General features: G+C 32.5%; 24 protein-coding genes. 10 read left to right on the top strand and 14 right to left on the bottom strand.

The genetic code is table 11. The annotated features are described in order from the left end of the window. Positions 1 to 18: 18 nt before the first annotated feature. On the bottom strand, positions 19 to 888 hold the full coding sequence (locus ACRHNM_RS03110) for a flavin reductase family protein (protein ID WP_431133559.1): 870 nt from the start codon (positions 886 to 888) through the stop codon (positions 19 to 21). 133 nt (positions 889 to 1,021) lie between these two features. Here ACRHNM_RS03110 and ACRHNM_RS03105 point away from each other — a divergent pair, with 133 nt between their 5' ends. Together ACRHNM_RS03105 and ACRHNM_RS03100 are read left to right on the top strand one after the other, a co-directional pair. Further along, complete coding sequence (locus tag ACRHNM_RS03105; protein ID WP_431133557.1) at positions 1,022 to 2,227, top strand: sensor histidine kinase; 1,206 nt, start codon at positions 1,022 to 1,024, stop codon at positions 2,225 to 2,227. Positions 2,228 to 2,236: 9 nt separating this feature from the next. After that, positions 2,237 to 2,593 carry a hypothetical protein gene (locus tag ACRHNM_RS03100; protein WP_431133555.1) on the top strand — a complete coding sequence of 119 codons (357 nt, stop codon included), beginning with the start codon at positions 2,237 to 2,239 and terminating at the stop codon, positions 2,591 to 2,593. Here the strand turns inward: ACRHNM_RS03100 and ACRHNM_RS03095 are convergent, their stop codons facing one another. Next, the gene (locus ACRHNM_RS03095) at positions 2,594 to 2,983 is read right to left on the bottom strand and encodes an HIT family protein (protein WP_431133553.1); all 390 of its coding nucleotides are present in this window, start codon (positions 2,981 to 2,983) and stop codon (positions 2,594 to 2,596) included. A 118-nt stretch (positions 2,984 to 3,101) separates the two neighbouring features. Further along, a complete protein-coding gene (greA, locus tag ACRHNM_RS03090; protein ID WP_431133550.1) occupies positions 3,102 to 3,575 on the bottom strand; it encodes a transcription elongation factor GreA in 474 nt (157 codons plus the stop codon). A 170-nt stretch (positions 3,576 to 3,745) separates the two neighbouring features. Here greA and ACRHNM_RS03085 point away from each other — a divergent pair, with 170 nt between their 5' ends. Beyond that, positions 3,746 to 4,174: a Rieske (2Fe-2S) protein gene (locus tag ACRHNM_RS03085; protein ID WP_431133548.1), complete on the top strand. Its 429-nt coding sequence runs from the start codon at positions 3,746 to 3,748 to the stop codon at positions 4,172 to 4,174. Between the two features lie 71 nt (positions 4,175 to 4,245). Here the strand turns inward: ACRHNM_RS03085 and ACRHNM_RS03080 are convergent, their stop codons facing one another. From ACRHNM_RS03080 to ACRHNM_RS03045, 8 genes are all read right to left on the bottom strand, one after another. Then, positions 4,246 to 6,534, bottom strand: a complete 2,289-nt coding sequence (locus ACRHNM_RS03080) for a TonB-dependent receptor (protein WP_431133546.1) — start codon at positions 6,532 to 6,534, stop codon at positions 4,246 to 4,248. Between the two features lie 424 nt (positions 6,535 to 6,958). Beyond that, the gene (arfB, locus tag ACRHNM_RS03075; protein WP_431133543.1) at positions 6,959 to 7,366 is read right to left on the bottom strand and encodes an alternative ribosome rescue aminoacyl-tRNA hydrolase ArfB; all 408 of its coding nucleotides are present in this window, start codon (positions 7,364 to 7,366) and stop codon (positions 6,959 to 6,961) included. After that, on the bottom strand, positions 7,359 to 8,924 hold the full coding sequence (locus tag ACRHNM_RS03070) for a DUF4301 family protein (RefSeq protein WP_431133541.1): 1,566 nt from the start codon (positions 8,922 to 8,924) through the stop codon (positions 7,359 to 7,361). The genes arfB and ACRHNM_RS03070 overlap by 8 nt, the downstream gene beginning before the upstream one ends. 2 nt (positions 8,925 to 8,926) lie before the next feature. Next, complete coding sequence (locus ACRHNM_RS03065) at positions 8,927 to 9,496, bottom strand: AAA family ATPase (protein WP_431133539.1); 570 nt, start codon at positions 9,494 to 9,496, stop codon at positions 8,927 to 8,929. Further along, a complete protein-coding gene (gene pnuC, locus ACRHNM_RS03060) occupies positions 9,448 to 10,089 on the bottom strand; it encodes a nicotinamide riboside transporter PnuC (RefSeq protein ID WP_431133537.1) in 642 nt (213 codons plus the stop codon). The genes ACRHNM_RS03065 and pnuC overlap by 49 nt, the downstream gene beginning before the upstream one ends. Continuing rightward, a complete protein-coding gene (locus ACRHNM_RS03055) occupies positions 10,073 to 10,333 on the bottom strand; it encodes a thiamine-binding protein (protein ID WP_431133536.1) in 261 nt (86 codons plus the stop codon). Before ACRHNM_RS03055 ends, pnuC begins: the two co-directional genes overlap by 17 nt. Next, positions 10,330 to 11,061: a geranylgeranylglyceryl/heptaprenylglyceryl phosphate synthase gene (locus ACRHNM_RS03050; protein WP_431133534.1), complete on the bottom strand. Its 732-nt coding sequence runs from the start codon at positions 11,059 to 11,061 to the stop codon at positions 10,330 to 10,332. The genes ACRHNM_RS03055 and ACRHNM_RS03050 overlap by 4 nt, the downstream gene beginning before the upstream one ends. After that, the gene (locus tag ACRHNM_RS03045; protein ID WP_431133532.1) at positions 11,062 to 11,688 is read right to left on the bottom strand and encodes a 4'-phosphopantetheinyl transferase family protein; all 627 of its coding nucleotides are present in this window, start codon (positions 11,686 to 11,688) and stop codon (positions 11,062 to 11,064) included. It abuts the gene before it with no gap. A gap of 128 nt (positions 11,689 to 11,816) precedes the next feature. Here ACRHNM_RS03045 and ahcY point away from each other — a divergent pair, with 128 nt between their 5' ends. Further along, entirely contained in the window at positions 11,817 to 13,133 is a 1,317-nt protein-coding gene (ahcY, locus tag ACRHNM_RS03040; RefSeq protein WP_431133530.1) for an adenosylhomocysteinase, read from the top strand. A gap of 114 nt (positions 13,134 to 13,247) precedes the next feature. Then, the gene (locus tag ACRHNM_RS03035) at positions 13,248 to 13,709 is read left to right on the top strand and encodes a DUF1569 domain-containing protein (protein ID WP_431133528.1); all 462 of its coding nucleotides are present in this window, start codon (positions 13,248 to 13,250) and stop codon (positions 13,707 to 13,709) included. A 271-nt stretch (positions 13,710 to 13,980) separates the two neighbouring features. Here the strand turns inward: ACRHNM_RS03035 and ACRHNM_RS03030 are convergent, their stop codons facing one another. Beyond that, a complete protein-coding gene (locus ACRHNM_RS03030) occupies positions 13,981 to 14,160 on the bottom strand; it encodes a hypothetical protein (protein ID WP_431133525.1) in 180 nt (59 codons plus the stop codon). Between the two features lie 55 nt (positions 14,161 to 14,215). Between ACRHNM_RS03030 and ACRHNM_RS03025 the strand changes: the two genes are divergently transcribed. From ACRHNM_RS03025 to ACRHNM_RS03015, 3 genes are all read left to right on the top strand, one after another. Then, complete coding sequence (locus ACRHNM_RS03025; RefSeq protein WP_431133524.1) at positions 14,216 to 15,358, top strand: methionine aminotransferase; 1,143 nt, start codon at positions 14,216 to 14,218, stop codon at positions 15,356 to 15,358. 66 nt (positions 15,359 to 15,424) lie between these two features. After that, on the top strand, positions 15,425 to 15,808 hold the full coding sequence (locus ACRHNM_RS03020; protein WP_431133521.1) for a hypothetical protein: 384 nt from the start codon (positions 15,425 to 15,427) through the stop codon (positions 15,806 to 15,808). A gap of 90 nt (positions 15,809 to 15,898) precedes the next feature. After that, positions 15,899 to 16,678, top strand: a complete 780-nt coding sequence (locus ACRHNM_RS03015) for an amidohydrolase (RefSeq protein ID WP_431133519.1) — start codon at positions 15,899 to 15,901, stop codon at positions 16,676 to 16,678. On the opposite strand, the gene ACRHNM_RS03010 is transcribed toward ACRHNM_RS03015, so the two are convergent. Both ACRHNM_RS03010 and ACRHNM_RS03005 read right to left on the bottom strand, forming a co-directional pair. After that, positions 16,665 to 18,272 carry an Ig-like domain-containing protein gene (locus ACRHNM_RS03010; RefSeq protein ID WP_431133517.1) on the bottom strand — a complete coding sequence of 536 codons (1,608 nt, stop codon included), beginning with the start codon at positions 18,270 to 18,272 and terminating at the stop codon, positions 16,665 to 16,667. The two genes, ACRHNM_RS03015 and ACRHNM_RS03010, sit on opposite strands and share 14 nt — an antisense overlap. An 84-nt stretch (positions 18,273 to 18,356) precedes the next feature. Continuing rightward, positions 18,357 to 19,016, bottom strand: coding sequence for a ComF family protein (locus ACRHNM_RS03005; RefSeq protein ID WP_431133515.1), 660 nt, complete (start codon positions 19,014 to 19,016; stop codon positions 18,357 to 18,359). 90 nt (positions 19,017 to 19,106) lie between these two features. Between ACRHNM_RS03005 and ACRHNM_RS03000 the strand changes: the two genes are divergently transcribed. After that, positions 19,107 to 19,991 carry a hypothetical protein gene (locus ACRHNM_RS03000; RefSeq protein ID WP_431133513.1) on the top strand — a complete coding sequence of 295 codons (885 nt, stop codon included), beginning with the start codon at positions 19,107 to 19,109 and terminating at the stop codon, positions 19,989 to 19,991. A 63-nt stretch (positions 19,992 to 20,054) separates the two neighbouring features. After that, positions 20,055 to 21,596 (top strand): glycine--tRNA ligase, encoded by a 1,542-nt coding sequence (locus ACRHNM_RS02995; RefSeq protein WP_431133511.1) that lies wholly within the window; start codon positions 20,055 to 20,057, stop codon positions 21,594 to 21,596. The last annotated feature ends 61 nt before the right edge of the window (positions 21,597 to 21,657 follow it).

Below are 21,657 nucleotides of genomic sequence, written 5' to 3'. Positions count from 1 at the left end.
TTAATTTATGTTATTGTTTTATGATAATAATAGTTTCCATGCACTATTAACATCGCCATAGCTTAAATAATTTCTCGCTATTTTATGTTTTTGTCTATGAGACATCTCTCTAATATTAGGATAACGTTCGCTTACATTATCTATAAACGCTTCTACCTCTTTTTTTGATGGTAATACTTCAATATTACCTAACATGCCTAAATCATTTCCAGTTAAAATCATGCTGTTTTTAACTTCAATTGGCATGGCATCTACTCCAATTCCTAATGTAGATAATGGTTTTGGAACTTCGAAGAAACCCTTTTTAGCTCTATTGTAATAGTTTCCTCCTGCTCTTGCAACTAAATCCAGTTTTTCCTGAATTATAATGTTATTATCATCCATTACTGATTCATCAATATGAAATTTCAATACTTCACATATGATTAAGTTACCAGCTCCTCCTTCGGTTCCTAATTCTATAATTTCATTCACTCTACATTCAAATTGTACAGGAGATTCAGCAACTCTAAATGGTTTAACGACCTCAGATTTTAACATTGTTAAACCTGATTTATCAAATTCATTAACCCCTTTTTCGTATTCTGTACTGCTTAATGACATTTGTTGAACGATGTCGTAATTAACAACATTAATCACAACTTCTTTTGTGTCCTTTGCATTTTCTAGAGTGTGCTTAGTTGTATTATTTCTAACACGACGAGCAGGTGAAAATATTAAAATTGGAGGATTAGCACTAAATACATTAAAAAAACTAAAAGGTGACAAATTAGGATTCCCTTCTGAGTCTATTGTACTCGCAAAAGCTATTGGTCTTGGTGCTACAGCGCTTAATAAATAGCCATGTAGTTTTGCTGTTGAAATGCTTTTAGGATCGAAAGATATCATCTAAATGTTTAGTTTTATCTATTAAGAATGCAAATGTAACCATAATGCTAAAGGTATGAAAATGATTTGCTTGCTTGTTGAGACAATATTATTAACAGATTTGCATTATATTTAAAATTCAAAACTACACTTGATGGCTCAAACCATAAACCGCAACATTACTCGATGGATTGCCATTGTGGCTTCCTTTATTATTATTTCACTCATCCTCTGGAATACTTATGTGTTTTTTCAATATTTCAAATCTGAAGAAAATGCAAAAATGAAAATTTGGACAAATGCATATGTAGAATTTTCTAATGATATTAACAGTATTACCGATGGCTCTAGCGATCTAGAAATCAATGAAGTTGCTGAAAAAATTGTTATTGATTCGACACTAACAACCCCTTTATTACTTTTAGATTCTAATAAAAATATTATAAGCTCTAGAAATATCACAAAGTATTCAAACAGTAACAAACCTGAGGATATTAAAAGAGATTCTACTTTTTTGGCGGAAAATTTCGAAGAACTTGTCGCTAAATTTAGTTCGGAAAATGAACCTGTAATTCTCGAAAATTTAAATCAGACACTTTACTATGGAAACTCTCCATTACTAAACAAACTCAAATATTATCCTTTAGCATTATTGTTGATCATTTTTCTTTTTGCTGCAGTGGCTTACTTTTTTTACAAAAGTTCAAAAACTGCAGATCAAAATAAATTATGGACAGGAATGGCCAAGGAAACGGCACACCAAATTGGAACACCTTTATCGTCACTTGTAGGATGGACAGAAATTTTACGCTCTGAACAAGTTAATCCTGATTATTTGGTAGAGATCGAAAAAGATATTTCAAGATTGCAAACCATTACAGATCGTTTTAGTAAAATTGGTTCCATTCCTAAACTTGAGAAATCAGACATTGTCAAGGAGACTTTAGACTCTTATGAGTATTTAAAAGCACGTTCATCAAAACTGATTGATTTTGAGATTTCTGCTCCCGATGAAGCCATTATGGTAGATCTTAATCAACAACTTTATAGCTGGACAATAGAAAATTTAGTTAAAAATGCTATTGATGCCATGAAAGGGAAAGGGCAATTAAAAATTGCCATTACAACTGATGAAAAGTGTGTAAACATACAAGTCTCAGACACAGGAAAAGGAATTACCAAACAGAATTTTAATACCATTTTTCAGCCTGGTTATACCAGTAAAAAACGTGGTTGGGGCTTAGGGCTCTCTTTAGCAAAACGAATTATTGAAGATTATCACAATGGAAAAATAAAAGTTCTACATTCTGAAATTGATAAAGGAACCACCATGCAAATTTCATTGAAACTATTGTCTTAACTTTAAGAAATGAAAACGCAACACTATTTTACTTTAAAAGAAGTACAGCTCAATAATAATTGTCCTGAGTGTTATTCTAATGATGGATTAGAACTCACCTTTAAACAAAGGTTTGTGGAAAATTTATTTTATAAAGCTATCACACAAGATATGGTTTATGATATGCATTGCAACACATGTGATACTGATATTTTCCCAGTTCGATGGACAAATGATATTGAGCAGGTTGTAGAATATCAGAAACGAGCCATGACTCCAAAACCAAAATCTATCAAGCTAAAAAAAGCAGGCTGGATGTTTATAATTGTTGATGTTCTAATATTTGTTACAGTAATGCTCTTTGTAACTGGAATTGCATCCTTTTAATTACAAATGTGAAGTAATAGCATTTGCAATAGTTTGAAACTCGACTTTATCTAATTGTATTTTGTTCATAAACCGAGCATCTTCCATCGAGTTTAATGGAATTAAATGAACGTGAGCATGAGGCACTTCTAAACCAATAACCGTCATCCCAACTCGTTTGCAAGGCACAGCTTTTTCAATAGCTATAGCAACCTGTCTGGAGAATTCTAAAAGTCCGTGATAAGAGGTTTCATCTAAATCAAATAGTTTGTCAACCTCCTTTTTAGGAATACAAAGTGTATGACCTTTAGCATTTGGATTGATATCTAAAAACGCTAAATAATCTTCGGTTTCTGCTACTTTATAACATGGAATTTCGCCAGTAATAATTTTTGTGAAGATAGATGCCATTAATTGATTTGTTTAGAGTGTATGTAAATATAAAAAGATTCCCAGTGATTAGGAATCTTTTCTATTATTTTTAGTCGGTAAAATGGTTAAAAAACAAAATTAAAGCGACTTATATAGCTTATCGAGAAATCTCTAAAACATCAAATTTCATAACACCATTTGGCACTTGAACTTCGGCTACTTCACCAACAGATTTTCCTAATAATCCTTTTCCAATTGGAGAGTTTACAGAAATCTTTCCTGAGGCTAAATCGGCTTCACCATCTGCAACCAATGTGTAGGTCATTTCCATCCCATTGGTTTGGTTTTTTATTTTCACTTTAGACAACACTAACACTTTAGAGGTGTCCATTTGTGATTCATCAATAACACGTGCTCCAGCTAAGGTTTCTTCAAGTTTAGAAATTTTCATTTCTAGCATGCCTTGTGCTTCTTTGGCTGCATCATACTCTGCATTTTCACTTAAATCGCCTTTATCTCTTGCCTCTGCAATAGCCTGAGATGCTCTTGGACGCTCAATATCTTTTAATTGTTTAAGCTCATCTCTTAACTTTTTTAATCCTTCTGGAGTATAATAAGATACTTTACTCATAATTCATTCGTTTATTTATAAAAAAGATTCCGAAAATATACTTCGCCTATGCTTAGTACAGGTGTCCGGAATAAAAAAATCCCGCTCACACGAGATTTGTAGTACAAAGATACAAAATATTTATTTCAACCTTTAATTTATTGTAAATTGCCAACAAAAAAAATTAGCTAATGAAAAAAATAATTTTCGTTTTATCTCTCTTACTTTTAACAACTTGTAAAAAAGATGATGATGGTACTGTTAACAATTGTAACTTTTTGCTAAATGTAGGAGTTAACAGAACTATAAGTCTTAATCTACCTCAATACAGTCAATTACAGTTTTCAACCAATTCAGTATATGTACCTAATGAAGGTAATGCAGGTATTTATGTAACAAATGTTGGTGGTAATTTCAGAGCGTATGATGCTGCTGATCCAAATCATGCTCCTGCTACTTGTTCATTTATGAGCCTTAACGGAACAACAGTAACTTGTGGTTGCTCAGATGAAAATCAATATAATTTATTAACTGGATTATCTGATGGCGGACAATTACCTTGTGCGTTACAAGAATATCGCGTTACTGCTAATGGGTCTGAATTAATAATATCTAATTGATTTAGCTAAGCATAAAACAAAAAAAGCTCCCAAATTTGGTGTTTGGGAGCTTTTATAATGTATATATCACACTAAAACTTGAGTGTTGCTCCTAATAAAAAATTAGTTGTCGCCTGTGGATAAAAACCAGCTCCTTCAATTGTTGAAATTGTTCCTGGATTTGTATAATCATCATCAAAGGTAAAGTAATACCCATTGGAAACATACTTCTCATTAAAAATGTTGTTTATTAATCCTTTAAAAATAATAGCATCAAAAATAGGTTTTGACTCCTCGTCTTCTTGAAATGACAATGTATAAGTGATGTTAACATCATTGACAAAGAAGCTATCTAGTTTTGATAATTCAGCTTCAGTATTGCTCATGTATTGCTCACTTACAAATTTACTTAGCAATGACATTTGCAAATTTTTAATTGGCTGATATACAAGAGCGTTTGCAGCGATAAGTTCAGGTGAAAAAGCGATGTCTGTTTTTCCAAGATTAACCAATCTACCATCAAAAGAAATGATTGTTTCTTTGTTTTTATTTGAACTAAATGTTGCATTAGGTTGTAAGGTTAATTTTGGAGACACAGGAACAATAGCTTCCAATTCTACACCTAATCTAAAACTTTCACCACTATTTGTACGAATTGGATTTCCCACACCATCTATATTTCCTGTAAGAACCAATTGTTCGTTATAAAGCATCATATAAGCATTAGCATTAAAGCTAAAATTACCTTTTTTGTGTCGCCATCCTAACTCAAAATCATTGAGTTGTTCTGGTTTGACATCTGCATTGTTTTCAAAGTCATCTCTGTTAGGTTCTCTATTTGCTCTTGCATAAGAAAAATACAAATCGTTGCTGTCATTTAATTCGTAGGTAATTCCTGCTTTCGGATTGAAAAATGTATAATTCTCATCTACGATAAATTGTGTCAAATTGGAATTAATTCCAGATGTTGCATAATTCACATTTCTCATTTGCAAATCTGCATAAAGCTTTAGTTTATCATTTAATCTAATATTAGCTTTCGTAAATACCGAAAAATCGTTTTTCTTTCCATTACCTTCATAATAACGATCTCTAATATCGCTTTGACTGGCGAATTCTGCCCAAATCACTTCTCCAAAATGGTCTCCATCATAATGACTGAATGATGTTCCGAAAATCATATCAAGATTATTGTTTTTATAGTTTGCGCTAGCATTAAACACATAAAAATCATTATCTAACCAGCGACGTCTTATTAAGTCTGTTGTGGTCTGAAGTTGTCCGTTAACCGTTAAAGGCTGAAATCCGTAAGTATCAAAATTATCATCTTCTCTAAACTGTTCAAAATAACCACGACCATAAGTATAATTCAATCCAACATTAGTTGACCATTGGTTGTTATAACGCTGATTCCAATGTAACTGATAATGATCTTGTTTATAATCATCAACCTCACGATCGTAGAACTGAGTATTTCCATCATCATCTGTGTATATACCTGATGGGTTAAATGTTCTGTCATTCTTTAAAGTTTCGGCATCAATACCATTCCACGCCTGATAGGTTACTTCACTTCCACCAAAAGTTATGGCTTTAATAAGCGTATTACCATCAATAAAAGACCCTTGTAAGAAGTACGATTTTAAATCTGTTGACGCTCTGTCTATGTAACCATCAGATGCTATATTTGATAAGCGACCAGCAATTTCAACGTGCTCATTTAGCAATCCTGTACTGAATTTTACGGTATGTTTTCTTGTATTATAGCTTCCAAACGTATTAGAAATTTCACCATTAGCTTCATTCGAAATTGCATCAGTAAGTACATTTACACTTGCACCATAAGCGCCAGAACCATTGGTTGACGTTCCAACACCTCGTTGCAGCTGAAGGCTTTCAACAGACGACGCAAAGTCTCCTAAATTCACCCAAAATGTACCTAAAGACTCAGCATCATTATAAGGAATACCATTAATAGTAACATTAGTAGATTGTGAACTCACGCCTCGAACACGAATACCTGTGTATCCTATTCCTGCTCCAGCATCTGAAGTGGTTACTACAGATGGTGAAAAATTTAACAAAACAGGAATATCTTGTCCTAAATTTCGTTTAGCAATCTCTTGTTTTGTAACGTTTGAATGTGTAATTGGTGATTTAGCATCAACACGAACAGCTTTGACTAAAACTTCATCAAGTTTTTCAACCTTGGTTGAATCTTGTTCTTTTTCTTGTGAAAACGCGCAATACGATAGTGCAAAAAGACATAAAAATGCCAATAAATTTTTAGTTTCGCAGACTTTGTTTTGAAAGTTGAAACTGAATCTCCTGAGAGAATAATTGTAACGTTCTGTGTTACGGTTAAGAATAGTAGATTTCATTACGACTAAATAAAATAATCGAATAAAAAGAGGTCATTATTCTATGTTAATAATTAAATTTTTGAACGTTATATTCATCCGATATGGAAACCAATGTTTTTCGTTTTGAATCCTTTTATGTATACTTAAAACATAGTCAAATTCAGAAGTAAATAACATTGAAAATCTTATCGCACTCGCTAAAAACGTCTGTTAGACATTTAATTAACGTTCGCTTCCTAAACAGCATTACCTGTTCTAGGTTCAATGGGTATGATCTCAGCCTTTTGGAAGTTAAAAGTTAAAAGTTAATAATCAAAAGCCTGTAAGCAGACTCCTAATGGTTCACTAATGACTACTAACTGAAAAAGCACCCCTTTTTTGAGAACGATGCAAAGATAAAATAGATTTATGGATTGCACATCAATAATCTCTATATTTTTATTTAATCGAATTCAGGAGGCTTACGATTTGATTTTTTTTCTGAATTTTTCCGTTTATTAACAAGTTGCTTTATTTTGACCGATTTTGGAGGTTTAGTTGGAATTCGTTCTGTATCTTCAATCAGATTGGCTTTAATTAGTTCAAAAAACCGATTTATAATAATCGCTTTATTTTTATGCTGGCTTCTACTTTCACCACATTGCATAATTAAAACAAAAGCCTTGGTTAATCTTGTTTCTAAATTAGTTTTGAGACGTTTTTTTTGTATGTCTGACAAGCCTTTTGAAGCCTCTAAATCAAAGGTTAGTTCAACTTTAGAGGCTGTTTTATTAACATGTTGTCCACCAGCACCAGAACTACGAATGGCTTTAAAGGTTAATTCATTTAAGAGGACTTGTTCATCAAACATTATCTTTAATTTGATGTGGTGCTTTTAATAAATCGTTGACTGTTTTTACAGGATTAAAAGTAATTAATGGCACTTCAACAAAAACGGTGTTCCAGTTTGCCATACTTCCATTCCATAATCCAGGAAGCTCAAGTGCTTTAAGGTCTTTACCTGTTTTTGTTTTCATGGAAATAAAAGCCGCCTTTTTATCAATAAATTTTTTCAAATTAAACTTTTCTCCCTTGTAATCTTTTATACCACAGACCAGATCAACTGGGTTAAAATGGGTTGCATTTTTTAATATCTGTTTTTGATGTTTACTTTTCTTATTTATCTGAGCAGATTCAACTATTTGAAGTGTTATATTTCCACTTTCATCTTTAACCCAAAACGGTCCACCTCCAGGTTCACCTTCATTTTTCACCATACCACAAACACGAATAGGACGATTCAGTTTTTCAGTCAAATATTCTATTTGGTATCTGAGAGAGTATTTTTCAAACTCTGAACTGATCTTTACATTTAGCTTGTTGACCAAAAATTCACCTATTTCAATGAGTTTTTGTTCAGAAATATTGGGCTGATCTAACAACTCCAGATATTTAAATATTTGCTCCTGTATTGTGAGTAAAATACCTGCTAATACCTTTTTATACTTAGCAACATCATTTTTGTATTTATAAGTAACGACATTATCTATGTTTTTTATAAAAACAATATCAGCAGTTAAATCGTTTAAATTTTCAATTAGTGCTCCATGACCAGAAGGTCTAAATAACAAAGAGCCATCTTCTTCTCTAAACGGTTTGTTTTTAGGAGTTACAGCAATTGTGTCTGTAGATTCTTTTTGATATGAAAATGAAATATTAAATGTCGATTCTGTGTTTTCTTCAACTTTTTGTTCAATTCTGGAAAACTCTTCATCAAACTTATGATTGTGTTTTTCTGAAATGGTAAAGTGAAGTTTTGTTGCTTCATTACCAGAAGAATATAAAGCAGATTCGTACAGGTGTTCTTCAAAAGCTGTGGAAACAACTTGATTTTTATACTTATGAAAAGGCATTAAGCCTTTTGGAGAATTGCCATAATCAAGTTTATCGCTATCCAGCATCATTTTTACAAAATTTAAACGCTGTTCATTTATGGATAACAACTCAAAATCTGGATAAGTTTCTTTGAGTTTCTCTTGTACAATGTGATAAAACGGAAATTTATCTAAACCAATAAAAAACAGAGATAAGTCGTTGTTTTTATCTTTATTAATGTACGAATTTATACTTTCTTTTTCGAGATCATAATCCTCTAAAAAACTATATAAAAATTTAAACATTCGAGTTGCTGCACCTGAAGCTGGAACGAATTTTAAAATAGAAATGCTATCCTTCTTCGATTCAAAATAAGACATGAATTGTTCTATTTCATCTTCAGATAGTCTTAAAATTCCATCTCCTATGGTAGCTTCGGCAACGAGATTAGCGAAAGGAATTCCGTTCTCAAAGAGTTTTAATTGTCGTTCAACTTTTTTTAAGGTGAGTCCTTTACGTTCTATTTGTTGTATGTCTTTTTCTGAAAAAATCAATGTCACTTATTTAAAAGTTTATTTATTTGGGTGATGCACATGTTGAGTCGTTCTTCAAAACTTCCCTTAACAATACTATATTTTTTTTTGGAATCTACTAAAGCTTGTTCAAAGGCAGTAAACATTTGCAATCTTGTATTGGGTTGATCACGAATTCCATCTGCTTCCCAAGGTGTGTCAATATAAGTCAAAAAATATAAATCATATGTGTTTTTAAGAGCATATTTTTTCACTAGATCTGGGCAAGATCCGTCGAAATAAAATTCAGAATAGACTTTTGTTTCTAGCAAATCTGTATCACAGATTAAAACTCTATTAGCCTTTTTGAGTTGCTCGTTTTCCCAATGCATTTGTCCGATAGCAATTGGTAAAACATCTTTTTTAGTTAGCTTTAAATTGTGTTCGGCTTTAGTTTCAGCATATTCGCGAGAAAATTCCTTCACATAAACAGTGTCATAAATTGTAGCTAATTCCTGAGCTAGAGATGATTTTCCGGTAGATTCTGGACCATATAAAACAACTTTTATACAGTTTGGTTTTCTATCTGAGATTTGTTTAAGCTTTTCTTCCATGCAAAATAGCCTTGTATAGCTAAAATAGTAAATATTAAATATTGCAAAGATAACATTCCCCAACCTCTATAAGCATAAAGTGGAATTGTAATAAGGTCTGCAACAATCCAAAGCATCCAGTGTTCTAGTTTTTTATTTGCCATAAACCACATGGCAGTAAAAAATATACCTGATGTAAAAATATCAATATAATTAGAGGAATCGATTTCCGTTCCATAGCTTCTGTAAACGATGTACGTAACGAGCATGGTAACTATAAACATTCCAAATCCAATCCATTTTTCTTTCTTATTAGTTCTTGAAATTGGTACGACGTATGTATCATTCCTTTTTCTAGACCAATTCCACCAGCCATAAATGCTCATGATAGAAAAATATAAATTCATCATCATATCTCCCATAAGTTCATCATGAAGAAAAATATAAACTGTTATAACAGTTGCGACAAGACCTGTTGGATATACCAATATATGCTCTCGCTTTGCATACATCACACTTGCAATACCGAAGAAAAAAGCTATGATTTCAAGAATAACTAAATGAGTTGCTCTGTGTTGATAGGTTTCAAAAAAAAACTCAAAAATGTGGTTCATAGTCGTATCTGTCCGATTTTACAATCTTCATATGAAGCAATCCTCTTTCAATAAGCTGAAACGCTTCTTTAATTTCAACCGTTAACAACGCCATTACTTCATCATATTCGCCATATACCTGAGTGCTTAACGGGTTTTCTAATACTTTTAGTTTTGAGGCGCGTAGTTGTTTTATAAAGTGAATAATTGCAGGCTCATAATCGTCATGCAAAGGTGTCAATGTTAATTCTACTGAGATGTTCATGGTTGTTTTTTTATGTTGTCAAAAAAGGAATCAGTGTTTTCGAAAGCTGTTCCTATCACTACAAGATCTGCTCCAGAATTATAAGCGTCTTCCAATTGTTTTTTACTTCTAATTCCTCCTCCAACAATTAGCGGAACGCTTAATTCCTGACTTACAAATTTAATAATTTCAATTGGCACAGGATGTAAGGCTCCACTTCCAGCTTCGAGATATATGAGTTTCATTCCTAAAAGTTCTCCTGCTTTAGCTGTATCTACAATTTGCTGAATATTTTGTCTTGATAATGGTTTTGTTCGAGTAACCTTTTCTACAGAAGTCTGTTTCCCATTTTCAATTAATAGATACCCTGTTGGAATCACTTCTAAAGTAGAGTGTCTCAGCGATGAAACTGCAGCAATATGCTTTCCAATGAGATAATCAGGATTTGTACCAGAGATTAAGGATAAAAATAACAATGTATCAGCTTCATTGGTAATTTGTGTGACATCACCAGGAAATAAAACAATAGGCAACTTGGTGTGTTTTTTGATTTCAAGAACTAAGGCTTCAGTCGCTTCATCATCAACTGTGCTTCCGCCAACAAAAACATGAGTCGCAACAGATTGATTCAGTTTTTGCATAAAGGCAGATAAGCCTTCAAGCTTTATTTTATCTGGATCAATCAAAACGGCTAATTGCTTTTTACCTTCAGAAACCGATTGTAATATGTTATTATAAACTGTTTTCATTTAAGTGGTTACAAAAGCACAGGTAAATCCTTCAAACTCTAAGAAATGTGTATTATATCTGTATTTTTTATTTTGATAATCAATCCATGCTACTGTTTCTTTATCTTCCAGCATAAAGGGAATCACTAAAAAGTGTTCTCTAAACAACATGCCAGGCGTTGCAAACAATTTGTATAAGGACTCTTTAATTCCCCATATAACAGTCAGTTTTTTTATGTAGTCTTCATCTGTTTCGGATACATAATGAAATTCATAATCGACAAATTTTCTGGCAATGATAGCAATCTTATCTCTTTGTTTTTCGATATCAATTCCAACTTCATGATCGCTAATAATCACTCCAGAAAATGTAAATGAATGTGTAATAGAAATGTATTTTCCATCTTTCAAATGAGGTTTTCCTTTGTCGTCATAATATAAATCCTGATCTGTGTATCCAAAATCTCTAAGCAAATGACGTACACTTAAAAACCCACGTTGATGGAGTTCACTTTTCATTCCTGAGACACGTTCTAAACTATTTGTTTTTAAATCTAATGGTCTAATCAAATCTTCATAAGACTCAGTAATCTTCCAGATTTTAACAGTAGTTTGTGAATTAGGTTGTATAGTTTTATAAAGTGGCATTTAATTATCTGAAACTTAATAGTTATCTTTGCATCGCCTAAGGCGAATTTGGTGCTATTTATGTAGCGAATTTAGTTATTTAAGCCATAAACCCAAAGGCTGGAGCAATTTTAAAACAAGAAAAAAATATGAATACAAAAACATCAACGTACGTTCCTTACAAAGTAAAAGATATGTCTCTTGCGGCTTGGGGAAGAAAAGAAATTGAATTAGCTGAAGCAGAAATGCCAGGCCTAATGAGTCTTCGTGAAGAATACAAAGATTCTCAACCATTAAAAGGCGCTCGTATAGCAGGATGTTTGCACATGACGATTCAAACTGCTGTTTTAATTGAAACACTAAAAGCTCTTGGTGCTGAAGTAACCTGGAGTTCATGTAATATTTTTTCAACACAAGATCAGGCTGCTGCTGCAATTGCTGACGCTGGAATTCCGGTTTATGCTTGGAAAGGTATGAATGATGAAGAATTTGACTGGTGTATTGAACAAACCTTATTCTTTGGTGAAGACCGTAAGCCTTTGAATATGATTTTAGATGATGGTGGAGATTTAACCAACATGGTTTTTGATCGTTATCCTGAACTCATGGATGGTATCAATGGTCTATCTGAAGAAACGACAACAGGAGTTCATCGTTTATACGAACGTATGAAAAACGGTACACTTTCTATGCCAGCCATAAATGTTAACGATTCGGTTACTAAATCTAAGTTTGATAATAAATACGGTTGTAAAGAAAGTGCTGTAGATGCTGTTCGTCGTGCTACAGATATCATGCTTGCAGGTAAACGTGTTGTGGTTTGTGGTTATGGAGATGTAGGAAAAGGAACTGCAGCTTCTTTTAAAGGTGCCGGAAGTATTGTAACTGTTACTGAAATTGATCCAATTTGTGCTTTACAAGCTGCTATGGATGGTTTTGAAGTGAAAAAATTAGAAACGGTTGTTGGAAATGCCGATATCGTCATTACGACTACTGGTAATAAAGACATTGTTCAAGGACGTCACTTTGAAGCCATGAAAGACAAAACAATCGTGTGCAATATTGGACATTTTGATAATGAAATTGACATGGCCTGGTTAAAGAAAAACCATGGTTCAACTCACGTTGAAATTAAGCCTCAGGTAGATAAATATACAGTTAATGGTAACGATATTATCATCTTAGCTGAAGGTCGTTTAGTAAATTTAGGTTGTGCAACAGGTCACCCAAGTTTTGTAATGAGTAATTCATTTACAAACCAGACTTTAGCGCAAATTGAATTATGGACTAACAGAGATGCTTATAAAAATGAAGTGTATATGTTACCTAAACATTTAGATGAAAAAGTAGCAAAATTACACCTGGCAAAAATTGGTGTTGAATTGACCGAACTTCGTAAAGATCAAGCCGATTATATTGGAGTTGCTCAAGAAGGACCATTTAAGCCTGAGTATTACAGATACTAAATTTCTTTAAAAGGAATTTCATAGATTTTAAAAGCCCAAACTCTCAATTGAGAGTTTGGGCTTTCCTTTTCTACAAAAAAAGGTCTTACCTTCACCTCTTTAAATAGAAATTTTATGAGTTTAAAAAAGTTACATATTGCGCTTGAAGCCATGGAAACACATATAGAAAATCACACCGTTTCTAATATAAAAACATCTCATGCTAATGTAGCTTGGCATATAGATCATAGCCTTAAGGTTATCAATAAAGTGATTGCTTCTCTACAATCATCAGACCCAAAAACGTTTAAAAATGATTTTTCCTTTTTAGGAAAGGTATTTTTTACACTTGGATTCTTTCCAAGAGGAAAAGCAAAAGCACCAAAATATGTAAAACCTCCAGAGGTTATTTTAAAAGAAGACCTTATAGCTCAAACTGAATTAGCCAAAGCCAATGTGAAAACCATAGCTGATTTAAACAAAAACGCTTATTTCAAACACCCTTTATTTGGTAATGTAAACACTAAGAGAGTTTCTCGGTTTTTATACCTTCATACCAACCATCATTTGAAGATTATAAATGATATTTTGAAATAATTGTTTAAAGACTGTGTTATGGCTATTAAATATCGTCATGCTCAACTTGTTTCAGCATCTCATCATAAAATTAAGATCCATAAAAATATGAGGGTTTTTTATTTGGGCAATTGCTAAAGCACCACGCTTTACGTTATATCTTTTTCTAAGCTTCGCTTGTGTATCTTCAATCTAAATATATTAGATTTCGATAATCTCAAAAAAGGATGCCACTGCAATCGTTATTGCGAAAAACATTCTCCTTACTATCATATCTCCGAAGGCCAAAAAATTAATACCCATTGACCAACAATCGCCTTGCACCTTTCAATCCACATTTTTGATACTGATGATATGCTTGAGCAGCACGTTCACTAATTTGAGCATCTGATTCATTTAAAATCCAGCCATCAATTGCCCATTTTAAAGTGTAGGCTTCAGGAGCCATCAAACATAAAACTAGTTTTTTCATAGAAACCATAACGACTGTATCACAAAAATAGTATCTTTATAATTCAACGATTATTATGCAATTCACACCAAAACTCACCAACATAGAAACTTCTATTTTTTCAGTAATGAGTGCTTTAGCTAATAAGCATAATGCCATTAATTTATCACAAGGATTTCCAAATTTTAAAAGCGATCAAAAATTAATCGATGGTGTTACTAAAGCCATGAATTCTGGCTACAATCAATATGCACCAATGGCTGGAAATTTAGAGTTACGCCAGGCCATTTCTAAAAAGTTTGAGATTCTATACAACTCTAGCTATCATCCTGATACTGAAATCACTGTAACTGCTGGTGCAACTCAAGCTATTTTTACTATCATTTCTTCATTTATAAAGCCAGAGGACGAAGTTATAATATTCAATCCTGCTTACGATTGCTACCAACCTTCTATTGAAGCCAATGGAGGTAAAACTATTTCCATAGCTTTAGAAGCTCCTAATTATAGAATAAACTGGGATTCTGTTAAAGATGCGATTACCAGCAAAACAAAAATGATTCTTATCAATACACCTCATAACCCTACAGGAACAGTGATGAATGAAATTGATATGTTAAAACTTCAAGAGATTACTGAAGGAACAGATATTATCGTACTTAGCGATGAAGTCTATGAACATATTATTTTTGATGGCGAACAGCATCAAAGTGTTTGTCGTTTTAAAAATTTAAAAGAGCGTAGCTTTATCACAGCGTCTTTCGGGAAAACCTTTCATAATACAGGTTGGAAAATAGGCTACTGCTGTGCACCTGAATCGCTAATGGAAGCCTTTAGAAATGTACATCAGTTTAACGTATTTTCGGTTCATCATCCCGCTCAAAAGGCATTAGCCGATTATCTTCAAGACGCAAATCATTATTTAGAATTACCCCATTTTTATCAAGACAAACGTGACACCTTTTTAAGTCTTATTAAAAATTCGAGGTTTAAGTTTACGCCTTCAAAAGGCACATACTTTCAGGTATTAGATTATTCTGAAATTACATCTAAAAATGACGTTGAATTTGCAAAAGAGCTAACCATCAAAAACGGTATTGCATCTATACCTCTTTCTGTTTTTTACGATAATAAAATAGATCATAAGGTCCTGCGTTTTTGTTTTGCTAAAACAAATGATACTTTACAACAAGCTGCCGATATTCTCAATAAAATTTAACAATAACTTAAGTGACTTCTTAACTACTTTTGTGTCTAATTTACCAAACCGCAACAATAAATTATAATGAAATACAGCATCCTTATCTTCATCTTTATGTTTAGTAGTTTTCTAAATGCTCAAGAGATTGAGAAAGACGAAAAACCAAATCCGATTAACAACGAAATCATTACTCAAAAAGAATCTAAAAAATTAGAAAAAGAGAAGAAAAAAGCTGAAAAAGCTCAAAAAAAAGCAGAAAAGAAACAAAAAAAAGCCGAAAAAGCTTTAAAACAGCAATTAAAAGCGCAAAGCCGATTAGAGAAAGCCACAAAAAAGCTGGAAAACGCTCAGAAAAAATATGAAAAACTAAAGCGCAAAGACAAGTTATCTCCTCAAGATGACACGAAATGGCTAAAAAAACTGGAAGGTTACCAAAAAGATGTAGACAAAGCCAAAAAGAAAGTATAACCCGCTTTTTATAAACTAACACTCTGTTATAATTATCAATATGATAAGCGAAATAGATTTTTTTATGCCTAAAATTTGTAATTTTAGTACATGAAAAATGAATTAAAAGTTGCGTTGATCCAATCTGATTTGGCTTGGGAAAATCCTGAACAAAACAGACAAAATTTTAGTGCTAAAATAGCTTCCATCACAAAGCCTGTAGATCTTGTCATTTTACCAGAAATGTTTACATCTGGTTTTACAATGAATCCAAATGAAGTTGCTGAAACCATGACAGGAGAAACCATCTCATGGATGAAAAAAATTTCCGAAGAAAAAAACGCAGCAATTACCGGAAGTCTGATTATAAAGGAAAAAAACAACTATTTCAATCGGTTGATATTTGTACATCCTAATGGAAACATAGATACTTATGACAAGCGACATACGTTTACACTAGCAGGTGAGCACAAGGTGTTTACTGCTGGAAAATCAAACATTCTTGTAAACTATAAAGGTTGGAAAATCAAACCACTCGTTTGCTATGATTTACGCTTTCCTGTATGGTCTAGAAATGTTGAAGATTATGACCTGGTATTTTATGTCGCTAACTGGCCAAAAGTAAGAACACATGCTTGGGATGTTTTGTTACAAGCTCGCGCTATTGAAAACATGAGTTATTGTATTGGGATTAATCGCGTAGGACTTGATGCTAATAATCATGAATATTCAGGGCATTCAGCAGCTTATGATGTTCTTGGAAAGCGAAAAGACACAATTCCAGAAGACAAAGAAGCTATTGATATTGTTACTCTTGATAAAAAGCATATCGAAACCTATAGAAACAAACTTGGGTTTTTAAATGATAGAGATGATTTTAATCTAAAATAAACACCTCTTCCGGATAATCCCAACCTGCTCTACCATCAATCACACCTTTAGCATAACTAACACGTTCTGGTTGCCTTTGTAATAAGAAATTTCCAGAATCCCATTTTTGATTTCCATTAGTATCATAAATCACTCGAATATAATACTTATTAGGTTCTAAGTTTTTAAAATCAAACAAACGTGGTTCTGTTGCAAATTGCTCATATTTAACCTCTCCTTGTTCTGTTGTTAGCTGAACAATAACTGGATATACGGCATTTTCTAATCGGACTCTTATATTGGTGTAATCAGCAAAATTTTTTGTTCTTAATGCATAGTTTAAAGTATCATTAACGTTTCCAAAAAAATCTTCAAACGTGTTTGGCAACATCTGAATGGTATACTTATCCGATTCTTTCTTTTCAAATTTAAAATGATATCTATTATAAAGCTCATCATAGCTTGTCGTAAACGGAACATTAATAGAGTCTTTATCTAAAATAGTCACTTGTTTTTCATCAATTTTAACAAAAGGAACTGAGCCTTCAAGCATAAAATCATCGACAAAATTTAATGTTCCAGATTGAACAGGTTTTATAACCAAGGAATCTTTTTCAACATCTCTAAATTTATGTGTTAACGTATCTGTAAACGTTTTATTAGTAACGACAAAAAGAGCAGAATCTATTTCAATTTTTGGTTTGTACCAATAATACAACGAATCTTTTGCTTTATCTTTTGTAATTCTATTTTCAAAGCCTTCAGGTGTTTCGCTTAATATTTCAATGCTCATGCCTTCATAATCCCCTTCATATCCAAAAGCAATTTTCTGACCAGAAACTTGCTTAGGTCGTTTAACCTCAAAATCCAGCACTTCTTTAAATAATTTTATTGTGTAAGTGCTGTCTGTTGGTACCGAAACGATGTTTTCATAAAATCCAATTTTGTCACTGTTCTGCTGATAAGTGAAATTTCCATTTTCATCCTTTACAGCAATAAGTTTGTATTGCCCTTCTTTGATATTATCTATACTAAAAGACGTTAAACTATCGAGTGTATTTGTTATGTATTTCGGTTTTTGCTTATAAACTGTAGAATCTGTATAGGTTGAATCTAATTCATATAACATCACTGATACAAACGTATCTGGTTTTAATTTTTCGGCATCCATAATTTTACCTTTTACAGAAAGCGAATCAATAACATCTCCTGTTGAAAACACATACCTGTAATAATCATATGGATTTTCTTCATTATTATCAACAATACTTTGTCCGAAATTAAAAGCATAAGTCGTATTGTCTTTGAGCGTATCATTAATAATAATCTTAATGTATTTGCTTGCTGAACCCATAGGTGTAATAGTAGGCTCAATATCCATTGGAGGTGAAACAATGAGTTGTTTTTGTAAATTTTTCATCTTTACAAATTCATTGAAATAGATACGTATTTCATTGCCTTTAAAATTTGTTGAGAAATTTTCTGGGACAACTTTTGTAATCAAAGGTGGATCAAAATCCAATTCTCCACCAGAAGGTCTTCCTCTATTAGCACAAGCGCAAAGCATACTTATACCCAACACTAAAACTAAAATTTTAACCCATTTTTTACGCATTGTAAATTCTAAATTTTGAACAAATTAACAACTATTTCGACCATAGTCAAAACAATTAACGTGCTTTTGACACTAGACTACACTCTAATCTGTGATTGCCATTGTGGCGACACTTAGTTTTAAACCTTCTATAACCAAAAGAGCATTAGCACAAGCTTCAATGGTTGCTCCTGTCGTAATAATATCATCAACTAATAATATGTGTTTGTGTGTAAAGCTTTTGCTTTCAGAGATTTTGAAATTCATATCTGTAGTTGAGCTACGTTTTAACCGATCTTTAAATACTTGTGTTTTTGTTGCCGATGTCTTTATTAGTATTTCTGAGTTATAATCGGCATTTAATGCTTTGGCTAAAGCTCTTCCAAATTTATCAACTTGATTATAGCCTCTTTGTCTTTGCTTTAATTTATGTAGTGGAACAGGTACAACTACATCAATAGATTTATATGCTTCAGAATTTTTAAGTTCTTCACCTAACCATTCTCCTAAAAACTCACCAACTACCTCATGTCCTCTGTATTTTAAATTATGCATCAATTGCTGAACAATTCCTTTTTTAGAGAAATGCAAAAGTGCTGTAGCCTGTTCAAGTTGTATTCGGCCATACATCATTTTATGAACTGTATTAGAGGTCTCAAAATGAAAATTGGTTAATGGCAATTGATGTCTGCATGTGGTACAAATATGTAGTTCATTGTCGGTCAAATGGTTTTGACATCCTAAACAAACCTTCGGAAAAAACAAGTTTAACAAATTTTTTACCATTTCATCGATTAAAATAAATTATCGCAATCATATTCTCTAGTTTCGCAAAGTAAAATAACAAAATTAATAATGATAGTTAACCCTCAATTATTTAACTATAGATTAATTATTGGTTCATTAATAGTTGCCGTTACAGTTTTAAGCGTTTTTAGTTATACTAATTATCAATCCATTAGTGCGCATCAACAATTTTTAGAACAAGAAAAGAAACTGGTTGAAAGTGAGTTATCGCAAATGATAACAAGATATGACGACATTTCTATTTCGAATGATTTAATCGCTTCTCAATTAAAAGATGCTAAAACAAATACCAAAATAGTTTTAGATTCTCTTAGTATGCTTCGAAGTGATCTTTCTGTTCTTTCACGATTCAAAGAGCAACTTTACGGTTTAAAACTTAAAAATAAAACTTTGTTTAAGGCTATCGATTCTCTTGATTCGGCAAATCAAAGTCTTGAAAAAGAAAAAATAATTACTTATAACGAACTAGTAAAACAACGTATAGCAAATAATTCCTTATTAAAGGAAAACGAAAACCTGAACAGAAGCTTAGAAAAAGGAGCATTATTGACTGCAAATTCATTTGAAGCCAAATCGTACATCAAAATTCTTGGACAAAAACGCCCTTCTGATGTTGCTAAAAAAGTAGATCATATTGAAGTCTGCTTTACACTTGCTGAAAATTCATTAACAGAACAAGGAGAAAAAGAAATCTATGTTCAAATTGTAAACCCTCAAAATAACGTTGTTTCAGATAAAGGTGCTATTACTTTTGGCAATTCATCTTTAATATACAGTTCTAAAAAAATAGTAGATTATAATAATGAAGTCATTGATCTTTGTGTAGACATTGAAGCAGATACAGACGAAAAACCTTTAACAAAAGGAACTTATTTTATCAATGTATTTAATAAGGATCGCAAATTAGGAAGTACTCAGGTAAGATTAAATTAACTAACCCAATATAATTTATTAAAAACCGCTCTATAAATTGGAGCGGTTTTTTATTTTTGCATCATGGCAAACGACGATCAATTTAAAAAAGTAATCTCTCATGCAAAAGAGTATGGTTACGTGTTTCAAAGTAGTGAAATCTACGATGGACTAAGTGCAGTTTATGATTATGCTCAAAATGGAGCAGAACTCAAAAAAAATATTCGTGACTATTGGTGGAAAGCCATGGTACAAATGAATGAGAACATTGTTGGTATCGATGCTGCAATATTTATGCATCCTACAACCTGGAAAGCTTCTGGACACGTCGATGCGTTTAATGATCCTTTAATTGATAATAAGGATTCTAAAAAACGTTATCGCGCAGATGTTTTAGTGGAAGATTACTGCGCTAAAATTGAAAATAAAATTGAAAAAGAAATCAGTAAAGCTGAAAAACGATTTGGTGATGCCTTTAATAAAGATGAATTTGTAAGCACCAACGGAAGAGTTCTTGGGTATCAAGAAAAAATAGACAGCATTCTTAAACGTCTAGGCCAATCTCTTGAAAAAGAAGACTTAGAAGACGTAAAAGCATTAATTGAAGAACTCGAAATTGCAGACCCTCTGACAGGTTCAAGAAACTGGACAGATGTCAAACAGTTTAATCTAATGTTTGGCACCAAATTAGGAGCCAGTGCTGAACATGCTATGGATTTATACTTACGTCCTGAAACAGCACAGGGCATTTTCGTTAACTTTTTAAATGTTCAGAAAACTGGACGTATGAAAATTCCTTTTGGAATTGCTCAAACTGGAAAAGCCTTCAGAAATGAAATTGTTGCAAGACAATTTATTTTTAGAATGCGTGAGTTCGAACAAATGGAAATGCAATTTTTCATCAAACCAGGAACCCAAAAAGAATGGTTTGATTACTGGAAAGAAACGCGAATGAAATGGCATCAATCTCTTGATTTAGGCGAAGAAAATTATCGTTTTCATGATCATGAAAAATTAGCCCATTATGCTGATGCTGCTACAGATATTGAATTTAAATTCCCTTTTGGGTTTAAAGAACTGGAAGGGATTCACTCTCGTACAGACTTCGATTTAAAACAACACGAAGAATTTTCAGGTAAAAAATTACAATATTTTGACCATGAGGACAACGCGAGTTATACACCTTATGTTTTAGAAACTTCAATTGGTTTAGATCGTATGTTCTTAGCTGTATTTTCAAATTCATTAGTAGAAGAAGAGCTAGACAACAATACAACAAGAACCGTTTTAAAATTACCAGCTGTTTTAGCACCTGTAAAAGCGGCTATTTTACCGTTAGTTAAAAAAGATGGATTACCTGAAATTGCCAGACAAATCATTGATGATTTAAAATGGGATTTTAGTGTAGATTATGATGAAAAAGATGCTGTAGGAAGACGCTACAGACGTCAGGATGCTAACGGAACACCGTTTTGTATCACTGTAGATCACGATACTTTAGAAGACAACACAGTGACCATTCGTCACAGAGATACCATGGAACAACAACGTGTTAAAATAGAAGATTTACGCGAAATCATTAAAAAAGAAGTAGATGTAAAACATTGGCTTCAAAAAATGAAATAAACCGTAATACACGTCATGCTGAGCTTGATTTAGCATCTTATCCCAACCTATAAAACTCCTA

It is taken from the genome of Psychroserpens mesophilus, from assembly GCF_050617655.1.
In the GTDB taxonomy this organism is placed as follows: domain Bacteria; phylum Bacteroidota; class Bacteroidia; order Flavobacteriales; family Flavobacteriaceae; genus Psychroserpens; species Psychroserpens mesophilus_A.
This window is presented reverse-complemented; position numbering and strand designations above follow the sequence as displayed.